Genomic DNA, 13,612 nt, shown 5'->3' with positions numbered 1-13,612 from the left:
CACCCGGACCGCCGCCGCCGTCAGGTCGCCGGCTCGTCGGGATCTTCCGGTGTCCGGCAACAATGTTCGAGCCACAGGGCGGCACCCGCGAGTGCCACACCGGCGAGCAGCCCGACGATCACACCGGCGCTGTCCTCGACCGCGGCCTGGAGCACCGGTCGCTGCGGCACCAGGTACAGCAGGAACCCCGCCCAGATGCCCGCGCTGGCCGCACCGACCAATGCCGATGCCTTCGCGAGCGCCACCGCACGAGCCGCCGTGATGGGATGCAACTGGTGCGGCCCGTCGCCGATCTCGTGCTTGCCGACGCGGGAACGGATCATGAAGGCCAGCACCACCTCGACGATCGCGACCGGATACAGCGACGCTCCCGCATAGACGGGGATCGGCGGCAGCGTGCCGTACAGGCCGCGCGCCAGCAGCCATGCCGCGACGGCGGCGAGCACCGCCAGCGCCAGCAGATCCCGGATACGCGTCGGCTTCATCACCGCGGCGGCTCCAGCCGGTACTCGGTGCGGCGCACACCTTCGCGTTCGTCGACGGCGAGAGCCGCGAGCCACTCCGTCAACGGCCGTCGCGTGCCGTCGACCACCAGCGTCGCCTGCGGTTCGACGTCCCACCACGGGACGAGCACGAAGGCGCGCAGGTGGGCGCGCGGATGCGGCAGGGTCAGCTCGGGATCGTCGCTGAGAACCTCGCGGCCGTCCGAGTCGTGGCAGGTGACCACGTCCACGTCGAGGCTGCGCGGACCCCACCGCTGTTCCCGGACCCGGTCGGCGGCAGCCTCGAGCTGCCGGCCCAGGTCGAGCCAGCCGCGGCAGTCCAGCGACGGGTCCTCGGCGACGACGACGGCGTTGAGGAAGTCCTGCTGCTCGACCCCGCCCCACGGCGCGGTCGAATACACCGGCGACACGGCCACGATCCGGTCGGCGAGAGCTTCGGTGACCGAGCGCAGGTGCGCGGTCCGGTCCCCGATGTTCGAGCCGATGGACAGCACCGCCCGGCTCACGAGCCGCTCCGGGTGCGCTCGACCACCACCGCCACGTCCGCGAAGGTCAGCGGGATCGGCGCCGACGGCTTGTGCAGGGTGACCTCGACCCGGGTGACCCGCGGGTCGGTGAGGACGTCGGCGGCGATCTCACCGGCAACGGTCTCGATGAGGTCGCGTGACGGGCCCGCGACGATCGCGGCGGCCCGCTCGGCGAGGATGCCGTAGTGCAGGGTGTCGTCGAGGGCGTCGCTCGCCGCAGCCGGTGCGAGATCGAGCCACGCGACGATGTCCACCAGGAAGTCCTGGCCGTCGCGCTTCTCGTGGTCGAACACCCCGTGGTGGCCGCGGACCCGCAGTCCGCGCAGTTCGATCCGGTCGCTCACGCCGATCCTCCCGCCGCACTGCCGCGCTGCCACGCCCCGACGACGGCGACAGCGTCCAGCGACGCCCGCACGTCGTGCACGCGCACTCCCCACGCCCCGTGCTCCGCCGCGAGCGCCGACACGACGGCCGTGGCCACCTCGCGGCCACCGGGTGGCCGGATCGTGCCGTCGGGGGCGGCGAGCAGGGAACCGAGGAAGCGTTTGCGCGACGCACCGATCAGCACCGGGTAGCCGAGTTCGGTGAGCTCGGGCAGGCGGCGCAGCAGTTCCCAGTTGTGGTCGGCGTCCTTCACGAAGCCGAGGCCGGGATCGAGGATGATGTTCGCCGGATCCACGCCGGCCGCGATCGCGGCGTCCACCTGCACCATCAGCTCCCCGCGCACTTCGCGGACCACGTCGTCGTAGTGGGTGGATCCGCCGGCGTGCACGAAGCCGCCGGCGGGTCGCCAGTGCATGAGGATCCACGGCACGCCGGCCGCGGCCACGACCGCGGCCATGCGAGAGTCGGCGCGTCCACCCGAGACGTCGTTGACGATGGTGACCCCGGCCTCGATCGCCGCCTCGGCCACGGAGGCACGCATGGTGTCGACACTGGTGGGAATGCCGGCGGCGCTCAACGCGGCGACGACCGGCGCGACCCGCGCGGCCTCGACCTCCGGGTCGACGCGAGCCGCTCCGGGACGGGTGGATTCCCCACCGACGTCGACGATGTCCACACCCAGGTCACGCAGTTCCAGGCCGTGCGCGATCGCCGCGTCGCGGTCGAGGTACCGGCCGCCGTCCGAGAACGAATCCCGCGTCACGTTCAGCACACCCATCACCACCGGGCGACCGGGGTTCGGCAGCATGCTCACCGGCGCAGGATCAGATCCAGGGCCTCGGCACGCGACGCCGAGTTGGTCTGCAGCAACCCCCGCACCGCCGAGGTCGTGGTGCTCGCCCCCGGCTTGCGGATGCCCCGCATGGCCATGCACAGATGCTCGGCCTCGACGACCACGATCACCCCGACCGGATCCAGCTTGCGCATCAGCGCATCCGCCACCTGACTGGTCAGCCGCTCCTGCACCTGCGGCCGCTTGGCGTACAGATCCACCACCCGCGCCAGCTTCGACAGGCCCGTCACCCGGCCGGTGGGACCGGGGATGTAGCCGACGTGCGCGACCCCGTGGAACGAGACCAGGTGGTGCTCGCACGTCGAGTACATCGGAATGTCGCGGACCAGGACGAGTTCCTGATGGCCCTCGTCGAAGGTCTTGTCCAGGACCGAGTCCGGATCGGTGTACAGACCGGCGAACATCTCCCGGTACGCCCGCGCGACCCGGGCCGGGGTGTCGAGCAGCCCTTCGCGCTCGGGGTCCTCCCCCACCGCGATCAGCAGTTCCCGCACGGCCGCCTCCGCGCGAGCCTGATCGAAGGCCCGGCCCGATTCCCGGCTGCGCAGGAGCTCGCCGTCACCGCCGATCGACACGGAATCCGCCTCGGAATCCAGGTGGTTCACCGACACCAGACCGTACCTCCACTCTTCTCGACTCGGGTTCAGCGCGGACCGGTCGGCCCCTCCCACGGCTGTGTCGGCGGTGACTCGGGAGCCACGTTCCGCTCGGCCTGTCGCTCGTCCTCGTCGGCCGGGCGCGCGGGCTGGGTCCATTGCGGATACCCAGGATAGGTGCTCTGCGGCCGCTCGGACTCGGCAGGCGGCCAACCGGGTGCCGACCAGCCCGCCGGGGCGCCGTAGTCGGGCCGGGTGGCGTGGCGGGGTCCGCCCGGGTACGGCGGCTGCCCGAAGCCCGGCAGCGGCTCCGACGCGGGCGCCGGCACCGGCGCCGGATGCCCGTTGGTCGGCGCCGCGGGCTGCGACTGCGGCAGCGGCTGGGGCTGCGGCTGCGGGTGGGGCTGCGGCTGCGGCTGGGGCTGCGGCTGGGCAGGCTTGGTGAAGGACGGGCGCACCGCTTCCGGCGGCCACGGCTCACCGCGTTCCTTCGCCCGCTCGGCCGGCGTCTTGATGGGGGGCTTGTCCGACGGCGTGCGTCCACCGAAGTCGTTGAACTCGGTGATCCGCGGCCGCTTCTCGACGGAGGCGAGGATCCGCTCGAGATCCTTGCGGGTGAGGGTCTCGTGTTCGAGCAGTTCCCCGGCGAGCACGTCCAGCACGTCGCGGTAGTCGTTGAGGATCGCCCAGGCCTCGGTGTGCGCGGCCTCGATGAGGTTGCGCACCTCCTCGTCGATCTCGCGGGCCACCTCGTGCGAGTAGTCGGACTGCACGCCCATCGAGCGGCCGAGGAACGGGTCGCCGTGTTCCTGCCCGTAGCGGACGGCGCCGAGGCGGGCGCTCATGCCGTACTCGGTGACCATCGCACGGGCGATCTTGGTGGCCTGGTCGATGTCCGAGGAGGCACCCGTCGTCGGCTCGTGGAACACGAGTTCCTCGGCCGCGCGGCCACCCATGGCCATCACCAGGCGGGCGATCATCTCCGAGCGGGTCATCAGGCCCTTGTCGTCCTCGGGGACGGTCATCGCGTGACCGCCGGTGCGGCCGCGGGCGAGGATCGTCACCTTGTAGACGGGCTCGATGTCCGGCATCGCCCACGCGGCGAGCGTGTGCCCACCCTCGTGGTAGGCGGTGATCTTCTTCTCGTGCTCGCTGATGATGCGGCTCTTGCGGCGCGGGCCGCCGATCACCCGGTCCACCGACTCCTCGAGTGCGGCCTCGGTGATCACGGTGCCGTTCTCGCGCGCGGTGAGCAGCGCAGCCTCGTTCACGACGTTGGCCAGGTCCGCGCCGGACATGCCGACGGTGCGCTTGGCCAGCCCCTCGAGGTCGGCGTGCTGGTCGAGCGGCTTGCCCTTGGAATGCACCTGCAGGATCGCCCGGCGCCCGGCGAGGTCGGGGTTGGTGACCGGGATCTGCCGGTCGAACCGGCCCGGCCGCAGCAGGGCCGGATCCAGGATGTCGGGACGGTTGGTGGCGGCGATGAGGATGATGCCCTGCCGGTCCCCGAAGCCGTCCATTTCGACGAGCAGCTGGTTGAGCGTCTGCTCCCGTTCGTCGTGGCCGCCGCCGAGGCCGGCACCACGCTGACGGCCGACCGCGTCGATCTCGTCGACGAAGATGATGCAGGGGCTGTTCTGCTTGGCCTGCTCGAACAGGTCGCGCACGCGGGACGCACCGACGCCGACGAACATCTCCACGAAGTCCGAACCGGAGATGGTGAAGAACGGGACGCCGGCCTCACCGGCAACCGCGCGGGCGAGCAGGGTCTTGCCCGTGCCGGGAGGGCCGTACAGCAGGACGCCCTTCGGGATCTTCGCGCCGAGGGCCTGGTAGCGCGCCGGGTTCTGGAGGAAGTCCTTGATCTCGTACAGCTCTTCGACGGCCTCGTCGGCACCGGCGACGTCGGCGAACGTGGTCTTGGGCATGTCCTTGGTCAGCTGCTTGGCCTTGGACTTGCCGAAGCCCATCATCCCGCCGCGGCCACCGCCCTGCATGCGGCTCATCACGAAGAAGAACACCCCGAGCAGGATGATCATCGGGAGCACGAACAGCAGGATCGACGTCAGCCAGCTCTCCTGGGTGACGGTGGTGTCGAACTTCTCGAGGCCCGCGCCGGCGACCTTGTCGAAGATCTGCTCGGACGCCGACTCCGGGTACTTGGCGAGGATTTCGGTGTCGTCCCCGGTCGCCTCGTTGCCGCTCTTCAGCCACAGGCGTACCTGCTGCTCGCGGTCGTCGATCTGCGCTCGGCTGACGTTGTCCGCATCGAGCTGAGCAAGCGCGACAGACGTGTCCACCTTGGTGAAACCGCGGGTGTCGTCGCCGAAGTAGCTGAAGGCGTAGATGACCAACAGGATGCCGGCGACGATCGCCAGATTACGGAACACTGTCTTGCGGTTCATACAGGTTCGGCCCGGCCGGCCGGTCCTTTCGATAGTGCGGTCATCATCGTGGTCGTCCCGAGGAGTCCGGCGACGAACCGGACACCGCAAGGTTACCGCGTGTACGCGCAGCGTTGCCCTCGCGCGCCCGCACGGTTCGAGGGGTCAACGTCCGGGGCCACCCGGAGGTTCCCACCGGTCGCGTCAGCCGCCTGCGGGCACGGGCCCCACCGTGGTTATCATTTCGCATGGCCATGCAGGAGCCGGAATCTGCAACCGAGGCCGATCCGACCCATTCCGCTGCGGCCGAGCCGACCCGCACGGTTGCGGCCGATCCCACCCGTACAGCCGAGGCGGAGCCGACCCGCACCGCCGAGGCGGAGCCGACCCGCACCGCCGAGGCCGAGCCGACCCGCACCGCCGAGGCCGAGCCGACCCGCACCGCCGAGGCCGACCCGACCCGCACCGCCGAGGCCGACCCGACCCGCACCGCCGAGGCCGACCCGACCCGCACCGCCGAGGCCGAGCCGACCCGCACCGCCGAGGCCGAGCCGACCCGCACCGCCGAGGCCGACCCGACCCGCACGGCCGCCGTGGAGCTCACCCGTACGGCCGATGCGCCCACCGAACCAGCCCGTACCAGCGCGGTCGTCCCTCGCGGCGAAGCGACGACCGAGCCGTTCCCGGTCCGCGTCCCGACCGGTATCGACGACGTCGAAGCCGGGAACCGGATCGACGACTTCGACCTGCTCACCAACCTCGGCCGCGGCGCCTTCGGGCGGGTGTTCCTGGCCCGGCAGCACTCGATGCAGCGGCTCGTCGCCGTGAAGATCTCCCCCGACCGCGGTACCGAGGCCCAGACCCTCGCCCAGCTCGACCACGACTACATCGTCCGTGTCTTCGACCAGCGGATCCTGCCGGACCACGGCCTGCGGCTGCTGTACATGCAGTATCTGCCGGGTGGGACGCTGCTGCGGGTGCTGCACCGGGTGCGCACCACCCCACCCGAGCAGCGCAGCGGCCGGCTCCTGCTCGACGTCGTCGACGAGACCCTCGCCGAGAAGGGGGAGATCCGGCCCGCCGAGTCGACCGTGCGCAGCCGGCTCGAGAACCTGAGCTGGCCCGAGACCGTCGCGTGGCTCGGGCGCCGGCTCGCATCCGCACTGGACTACGCCGATCGGCGCGGAGTGCTGCACCGCGACGTGAAGCCCGCCAACGTTCTGCTCACGGCGGAGGGCGTGCCCAAGCTCGCCGACTTCAACATCAGTTTCGCCGAGTCCGTCGGTGGCACGTCGGCCGTGGCGTACCTCGGCGGGTCCCTGGCGTACATGTCGCCCGAGCAGCTCGAGGCGTGCCATCCCGGTCTGCCCGGCACCGCCGCGGACATGGACACCCGCAGCGACATCTACGCGCTCGGGGTCATGTTGTGGGAACTGCTCACGGGTGGCCGGCCCAACAGCGAGGACGACCTGGGCGCCGAAACCCTGCCCGCACTCGAGACGATGCTCGCGCGGCGACGCTCCGGACTGACCGCGGCCGCGCGCGAGCGGATCCCGGCCGACTGCCCCCAGACTCTGCTGCGGGTGCTCGCGAAGTGCCTCGAACCGGATCCGGCGGATCGGTGGGCGTCGGGTGCGGAGCTGGCACAGCAGTTCGACCTGTGCCTCGATCCGCGGGCCCGGGACCTCGTCGACCCGCCGCCGCACAGCTGGCGCGCCCGGCTCCGGCGCCCCGTGGTGCCGATCCTCACCGCCGCAATCGCGATCCCGAACGTGCTGGCCGCGCTGTACAACTACCAGCACAACGCGAACCTGATCGTCGACCGGCTCCCACCGGACACCCAGCGCGAATTCGAGCAGCTCGCGCTGATCATCAACGGGATCACCTTCCCGCTCGGCACGGTGATCATCGTGTATCTGTGCCGACGGTTGATCACCGTCCCGCGCGGTCTGCACCGCGGCCGCAGCTACGACGCGGTGGAACTCGCCCGGGCGCGGCACGACGCGCTGCTGATCAGCGATCGCGTCGCCGCCGTGGTGATGACCCTGTGGACGGTCGCCGGCATCGCGTTCCCGGTGGCACTGCACTTCGTCGGCGGCAACATCGACGGCCCCTCCGCCGCGCACTTCCTCACGTCGATCCTGGTGTGCGGGGCGATCGCCGTCGCCTATCCGTTCTTCCTGGTCGCCTTCTACATGGTGCGATCGTTGTATCCGGCCTTCCTGCCGCACGGGGCGACCGACGCCACGGATGCCCGCGAACTCGAGGGCCTGCACCGCCGCAGTGTGCGCTACCTGGCGCTGGCGGCGGCCGTTCCGCTCGTCGGGGTGGCTGGCGTGACGTACCTCTCACCCGAGGAGATCCAGCAGGTCCTCGTCGCGGTGCGGGTACTGGCGGTGGGCAGCATCGCCGCGTTCGTGCTCGTGTACTGGTTGTTCCGCATCATGGAGGACGACCTGCGCGCCCTGCAGCGCGGCGTGGCCCCGACCCGGGCGACGCGCGAGCCGGTGAAGCCGGGCCCGGATCAGTCGGTGTAGACCTTCGGGTCGAGGGTGCCGATGTACGGCAGATCGCGGTAGCGCTCGTCGTAGTCGAGGCCGTAGCCGACGACGAACTCGTCCGGGATGTCGAATCCCACGTCGGCGACGTGGACGTCGACCTTCACGGCCTCCGGTTTGCGCAGCAGCGTCACCACCTCGAGGGACGCCGGGTTCCGGGAGGAGAGGTTGCGCATGAGCCAGGACAGCGTGAGGCCGGAGTCGATGATGTCCTCGACGATCAGCACGTTCCGGCCGGCGATGTCCTTGTCGAGGTCCTTGAGGATGCGCACCACGCCGGACGACGAGGTGGACGACCCGTACGAGCTGACCGCCATGAATTCCATCTGGGTGGGGATCGGCAGCGCCCGCGCGAAGTCGGTCATGAAGAAGATCGCGCCCTTGAGCACGCCGATGAGCAGCAGATCACCTTCGGGTGCGCCCACCGGATAGCGCGCGGCGATGGTCTCGGCCAGCTCCTTCGTGCGCTGTTCGATCTGTTCCTCGGAGATCAGTACCGACGCGATGTCGTTCTCGTACACCGGGTTCATCCTGCCTTCCCTCAGTCGTCCGCACCCTGTCGCCGGCCGACGAACTCGACGATCAGCCTGCCACGCCGACGCGTGACGACCAACCTGACGCCGGGCTGCGGCCCGCCGCCCACGGCGACGCCGCCCTGGCCGCGCCACTGCCCGATCAGGTCGTCGACGGCTCGCAGCTTGCGGTCCGTCGGGGCGGAGGCCCCCGAGTCGAGCAGCCATCGTCGCAGGACCCGTCGTCGTACCGCGACGGGCGTGCCGGCGAGGACGTCCACCGCCAGCCCGGTCCCGACCCGGGCCTCCCCCAGCCGGCGCCCGGCCAGTTCCTCCAGCGCGTCCTCGTCCTCGCGCAGCTGCGCGGCCGTGCGCGCGAGGGCCGGTGCGACCCCACCGCCGAGCACGTCCTCGAGCAGCGGCAGCACCTCCTCACGCAGCCGCACCCTGGTGAAACGACGGTCGCTGTTGTGCGCGTCGTCGTAGGGCGTGTACCCCAGTTCCGCACAGGCCCGGCGGGTGACGTCGCGACGCACGCCGAGCAGGGGGCGCCCCCACGGCTCGTCGAACTCGCACATGCCGCGCAGGGAGCGGGCCCCGGAACCGCGGCCCAGCCCCAGCAGCACCGTCTCGGCCTGATCGTCGAGCGTGTGCCCGAGCAGCACCGGCAATCCCGCCCGGGCCTCGTCGAGCGCCCGGTAGCGGGCCGCACGCGCGGCCGCCTCGGGACCGCCGGGGCCGGTCACCGCGACGCGGACGACCTGTACCGACACGCATCCGGCCGACCGGGCGAATGCCGCGGCGCGGGCGGCGACGTCGCCGGAGCCGGGCTGCAGGCCGTGGTCGACGACGACGGCGTGCACCGAATCCGCCTCGGCGACGGCGGCGACGGTCAGAGCCGACGAGTCGGCGCCGCCGGACAGGCCGACCGCGACGGACCGGCCGTGGGTCGCGACCCAGCGACGGACGGCCAGACGCACCTCGTGGACGGCAGGGGTCTCGGGCAGGAGCGGTCGATCGGACGACACCGTCAGGCCAGTACCCGTGCGATCCACGCGTCGGGGTCGTCGATCTCGGCGAGGGTCGGCATCGCGTCGGGTCCGCTCCAGACGGTGTTGAACCGGGCCATGCCCACCCGTTCGACGACGGTGTCGACGAACTTCTTGCCCTGCACGTACTGGGCCATCTTGGCGTCCATCCCGAGCAGTGCACGGACGATGCGGTGGACGGGGTTCACGGCGCGCCGGCGACGGTTGTCGAACGCGCGCCGGATCTGCGCGACGGCGGGCACCACGGAGGGTCCGACCGCGTCCATCACGTGGTCGGCGTGGCCCTCGAGCACGGTACCCAGGGCCAGCATGCGGTCGAGGGCGGTGCGCTGGGGTTCGGACTGCACCGCTCGGACGAGACCGAGCACACCGCGCTCGGCCATGGGCTTCTCCTCCCCCGGCCGGCGATCGCGCAGGACCCCGGTGATCCGGCCGGCGAGATCGGTGAACGACTCGTCCACGGTCCGGCCCAGCTCCGCCGCCGCCTCGCGCATCAGGTCCGCCATCCACGGGGCCTCGGCGAACTGCACGCGGTGGGTGACCTCGTGCAGGCACACCCACATCCGGAAGTCGGCGGTGGGCACCCGCAGCGCCCGCTCGACGGCGACGACGTTCGGGGCCACGAGCAGCAGCGACCGCGAGAACGGGTCGTACTGACCGAGCACGGCGGTGGACAGGTACGCGAGCATCGCGCCGGCCTGCATGCCGGCGGGCTTGCCGACCCACCGGCCCTCGGTGGGCCCGGAACCGGTGAGGTCCGCCATCGACCTGGCGGCGGCGTGCACCCATTCGGACCGGTCGACCACCGCGGCCGGCGGCACGTCTCGCCCGTCGCCGAGGCCGGTCAGCTCCCGCACCGGTGGCTCGGCGCGGTCGGCGGCCGAGGCCAGCTCGGCGACGACGGTCTCGGCGGTGTACCGCGACATCGCCGGGCCCGGCCGGGTCAGGCGCGCTCCGACCCCGGCCGCGAACTTCCAGTCGATCGCGTCACCCAGCGTCCGGTCCCGGTCGGTCATCGGCATCCGCATCCTCGGAGGGTCGCCGCCACCGCGTCGAGGGCAGGTCGGCTCTCGCCCGGCGAACGGTCGTTGGACAACAGGGCGAACGTCAGCACCCGGCCGTCGGTGTCGACGACGAATCCGGTCAGACCGCTCGCCTGCGACAGGGTGCCCGTCTTCGCGCGAACCCAACCCGCCCCGTCGCGGTTGGTCGAGGCGTAGCGCTCCGAGAGGGTGCCGGTGGCGCCCGCGACCGGCAGGTAGTCCAGCATCGGGCGCAGCGACGCCTGTTCGGTTCCGGCGGCGGCGGCCATCACCGCGTCGAGGAGCCGAGCGGGAATCCGGTTGTCGACGGACAGGCCGCTCACGTCGTGGAGGGTGAGCCCGGTCAGGTCGAATCCGGCCTCGCGCAGGGCCGCGGCGACGCTGTCGACCGCGCCGCGGAAGGACGGCTCGACACCCTCGGCCGCGGCGATCTCGCGGCCGACGGCCTCGGCCAGGACGTTGTCGGAGTAACCCATCATCTGCCCCAGCCGATCGCGCAGCGGTGCCGACTGCACCGCGGCCAGCGGGGCCGCTCCGGGCCGGACTGTCCCGGGGGCGACCCGGGCAGGGTCCGCGCCGAGCGCGGCGGCGAGGGCCCGGCCGGCGTCGAGGGCGGGGGTGGGGGTGCGCGGCGACTCGTCCTCGAGGGGGTTCAACCGGCCGCCGTCGAGCATCACCGGTTCGATCGGCGCCACGGAGCCGCCGGCGATGTCGGCGGGAAACCAGCCCGTGGCCAGGGAGTCGCCGGCGTAGGCGCCGGTGTCGACGAGCACCGTGTCGACGGCCGCGCCGCTGCGCTGGATCTGCTGCACGAGGTCGGCGATGCGCGGGGCGCCGGCGTAGAAGCCGGACTCGCCGAGGGGACGGGCGGTGAGGGTGGGATCGCCGCCGGCGACGAGCACGATCTCCCCCGGCCGGCTGCCCTCGACGACCTTGGTGGTGACCCGGTGTTCGGCGGGCAGGGCGAGCAGCGCGGCAGCGGCGGTGAGAACCTTCGTCGTCGACGCCGGGATCATCGGCCGGGCCGGGTCCTTCGACCACAGCACGGTGCCTGTGGCGGCGTCGGTGATCGAACCGGTGAAGTTGCCCAGTCCCGCATTCCCCAGCGCCGGCGCGAGCGCGGCCGCCAGGGCGGGACCGGCGGGGGCGGGGGCGTCTGCCGGTACCGGGGCCACCTGCGGGGTCGCGGTGACGGGCGCCGGTGCCGGCGCTATGGCGGCGGCAGCCTCGCCGCTGCGGAAGTCGGAGAGCGCGAAGGCCCCTCCCACGAGCAGCGCGACGGTCCCCGCTGCCCAGATGGTGAACAGGATCCGGAGGTTCCGGCGGCGCCGTCCCGCCAGTGTGCCCAGCTTCTTCTTGCCCTGCCCCGCCAACACGCCTCCGCTGTGTCGAATCCCGCGGCGTTCGCTCCGGCGAATCCCGCGCCCTGGTGACCGCCCCGGTGGTCCGGCACCTGCGCCACCAGCGTAGCGCCGACCCGTTATCCTCTGTGCGGACCATCACCGCAGATACGGCAGTCGTATCGATCTACAAGTGAGGACACGGCGTGGAGTTCGAGGTCACCATCGAGATCCCCAAGGGGCAGCGCAACAAGTACGAGGTCGATCACGAAACCGGCCGCGTGAAGCTGGACCGCTACCTCTACACCTCGTTCGGCTACCCCGCCGACTACGGCTACATCGAGAACACCCTCGGCGAGGACGGCGACCCGCTGGACTGCATGGTGCTGCTCCCCGAGTCCGTGTTCCCCGGCGTCATCGTCGAGGCCCGTCCGGTGGGCATGTTCAAGATGGTCGACGAGGCCGGCGGCGACGACAAGGTCCTCGCCGTGCCCGCGGGCGATCCGCGCTGGGACCACGTCAAGGACATCAGCGACGTCTCGCAGTTCGAACTGGACGCGATCAAGCACTTCTTCGTCCACTACAAGGACCTCGAGCCGGGCAAGCACGTCGAGGCCGCGGACTGGGTCGGCCGCGCCGAGGCCGAGGCCGAGGTCTCCGCGTCGATCGAGCGCCTGAAGGCGAACGGCGGGCACTGACACCACGCGTCGTTCGGGCTCCGCGGCCGGCGGCTGCGGAGCCCGAACGCGTTCTCAGCCGCTGCGCTCGATCGCGTCCCGGATCTCGGCGAGCCGATCGAGCAGGCGCGGCCGGAGCTGGGCGTCCACCCGCGCCGACCACGGCCACAGCAGGCGCGGCAATCGCAGGACGACGTGCTGCCGCAGGAGACATCCCTGCGGGGTGGACTCGATCCGGTAGTCGACGTGGCCGGTGAACCAGGCGCTGCGGAAGTCCATCGCGAGCAGTTCCGGGTCCTCGATCGCGGTCACGACGCTGTCGACGGACATCCACCAGCCGGGTGCGAGCCGCACCCGCTCGTGCCACCGGGTGCCCTCGACGGTCGGACCGGACGGGGACTTGTCCATCCGGACGCCTGTGCGCGCCGGTGCACCCACATGGTCCTGCACGTCGGCGAGCAGCGCGAACACTTCCCCGGCGGGTCGGCGCACCGGGATATGCAGTTGGATATCCGTTGGGGTGCAAGGACTTTCGTCGGCCGGCGGGTCACCGCCCCGGCGGCGCCGCGCGTGCCGCTCGGCGCGGTCCCGGATACCGAGCAGCATCCGCCGGGACATCACGAAGTCGCCCGCGTCCATGAGGACGGCCCAGCCGACCGCGAACGGCGACGGGGGAATCCGGAATCGCACGCGATGCACCAGTCGGCTGCGTCCGGGCCCGTCCGGACGCAACGTCAGCGCGACGGTGACCGAACCCCCGTCGTGCGAGTGGGCATACACGAGGGAACGTCCGGGATCGATCGACTCCACCCGGAAGGCGGCCGGGGAACCCGCGACCAGCCGGACCCGGTCACCGACCTCGAGCCGCTGCAGTTCGGGCCGGATCTCGCGGGCGCTCGGCTTCCCGCCGTTGTCGACGAGGTCGTAGCTGTACCAACCGGCACGGTCCCCGGCGCCCATCTGGACCAGCCACGGCCACACGTCCTCCGCCTCGGCCACGATCGACACCGCTCGGGTCGCCGACAAGTGAGGCCGGGGCACGATCTCGTCCCCCGGCATCCGTCCGGCCACCTCGGTCCTCGTCGCACCCCAGTGCAACTGCCAGGGCCGGTAGACCGTCAGATACACCAGCGGGACGGCCGGCAGCAGCCGGCCGCCCCACGTCAGGACCGGGCGCACCCGTCCA

The 13,612-nt window shown here is 71.8% G+C and carries 13 protein-coding genes; 2 read left to right on the top strand and 11 right to left on the bottom strand.

The genetic code is table 11. The annotated features are described in order from the left end of the window. Window positions 1-20: 20 nt before the first annotated feature. The 6 genes from F1734_RS04690 to ftsH form a co-directional block, all read right to left on the bottom strand. Entirely contained in the window at window positions 21-485 is a 465-nt protein-coding gene (locus F1734_RS04690) for a DUF3180 domain-containing protein (protein WP_017681654.1), read from the bottom strand. Next, window positions 485-1,009, bottom strand: a complete 525-nt coding sequence (folK, locus tag F1734_RS04685) for a 2-amino-4-hydroxy-6-hydroxymethyldihydropteridine diphosphokinase (RefSeq protein ID WP_010594614.1) — start codon at window positions 1,007-1,009, stop codon at window positions 485-487. The genes F1734_RS04690 and folK overlap by 1 nt, the downstream gene beginning before the upstream one ends. Continuing rightward, window positions 1,006-1,374 (bottom strand): dihydroneopterin aldolase, encoded by a 369-nt coding sequence (gene folB / locus F1734_RS04680; protein WP_010594615.1) that lies wholly within the window; start codon window positions 1,372-1,374, stop codon window positions 1,006-1,008. Before folB ends, folK begins: the two co-directional genes overlap by 4 nt. Further along, complete coding sequence (gene folP, locus F1734_RS04675) at window positions 1,371-2,222, bottom strand: dihydropteroate synthase (RefSeq protein ID WP_085997952.1); 852 nt, start codon at window positions 2,220-2,222, stop codon at window positions 1,371-1,373. Before folP ends, folB begins: the two co-directional genes overlap by 4 nt. Window positions 2,223-2,224: 2 nt before the next feature. Next, on the bottom strand, window positions 2,225-2,842 hold the full coding sequence (folE, locus tag F1734_RS04670) for a GTP cyclohydrolase I FolE (protein WP_371851040.1): 618 nt from the start codon (window positions 2,840-2,842) through the stop codon (window positions 2,225-2,227). 68 nt (window positions 2,843-2,910) lie between these two features. Beyond that, on the bottom strand, window positions 2,911-5,268 hold the full coding sequence (gene ftsH / locus F1734_RS04665) for an ATP-dependent zinc metalloprotease FtsH (protein WP_203011392.1): 2,358 nt from the start codon (window positions 5,266-5,268) through the stop codon (window positions 2,911-2,913). A gap of 227 nt (window positions 5,269-5,495) precedes the next feature. Here ftsH and F1734_RS04660 point away from each other — a divergent pair, with 227 nt between their 5' ends. Further along, window positions 5,496-7,784 carry a protein kinase domain-containing protein gene (locus F1734_RS04660; protein WP_238424100.1) on the top strand — a complete coding sequence of 763 codons (2,289 nt, stop codon included), beginning with the start codon at window positions 5,496-5,498 and terminating at the stop codon, window positions 7,782-7,784. Here the strand turns inward: F1734_RS04660 and hpt are convergent. The 4 genes from hpt to dacB are packed head-to-tail and all read right to left on the bottom strand — an operon-like array spanning window position 7,772 to window position 11,785. After that, window positions 7,772-8,326: a hypoxanthine phosphoribosyltransferase gene (hpt, locus tag F1734_RS04655; RefSeq protein ID WP_003938265.1), complete on the bottom strand. Its 555-nt coding sequence runs from the start codon at window positions 8,324-8,326 to the stop codon at window positions 7,772-7,774. The genes F1734_RS04660 and hpt overlap by 13 nt on opposite strands. 20 nt (window positions 8,327-8,346) lie before the next feature. After that, the gene (gene tilS, locus F1734_RS04650; RefSeq protein WP_040273712.1) at window positions 8,347-9,345 is read right to left on the bottom strand and encodes a tRNA lysidine(34) synthetase TilS; all 999 of its coding nucleotides are present in this window, start codon (window positions 9,343-9,345) and stop codon (window positions 8,347-8,349) included. A 2-nt stretch (window positions 9,346-9,347) separates the two neighbouring features. Then, window positions 9,348-10,388: a zinc-dependent metalloprotease gene (locus F1734_RS04645; protein WP_010594621.1), complete on the bottom strand. Its 1,041-nt coding sequence runs from the start codon at window positions 10,386-10,388 to the stop codon at window positions 9,348-9,350. Then, window positions 10,379-11,785 carry a D-alanyl-D-alanine carboxypeptidase/D-alanyl-D-alanine endopeptidase gene (gene dacB, locus F1734_RS04640; protein WP_203011391.1) on the bottom strand — a complete coding sequence of 469 codons (1,407 nt, stop codon included), beginning with the start codon at window positions 11,783-11,785 and terminating at the stop codon, window positions 10,379-10,381. The genes F1734_RS04645 and dacB overlap by 10 nt, the downstream gene beginning before the upstream one ends. 170 nt (window positions 11,786-11,955) lie before the next feature. Between dacB and F1734_RS04635 the strand changes: the two genes are divergently transcribed. After that, window positions 11,956-12,447, top strand: a complete 492-nt coding sequence (locus tag F1734_RS04635; protein WP_003938269.1) for an inorganic diphosphatase — start codon at window positions 11,956-11,958, stop codon at window positions 12,445-12,447. Window positions 12,448-12,501: 54 nt separating this feature from the next. Here F1734_RS04635 and F1734_RS04630 read toward each other — a convergent pair whose 3' ends face one another. Further along, window positions 12,502-13,605, bottom strand: a complete 1,104-nt coding sequence (locus F1734_RS04630) for an SRPBCC family protein (RefSeq protein WP_203011390.1) — start codon at window positions 13,603-13,605, stop codon at window positions 12,502-12,504. Between the last annotated feature and the right edge of the window lie 7 nt (window positions 13,606-13,612).

This window comes from Rhodococcus ruber (genome assembly GCF_016804345.1).
Lineage (GTDB): Bacteria > Actinomycetota > Actinomycetes > Mycobacteriales > Mycobacteriaceae > Rhodococcus > Rhodococcus ruber.
The sequence above is the reverse complement of the archived record's forward strand: the minus strand, read 5'-3'. Positions and strand labels throughout refer to the sequence as shown.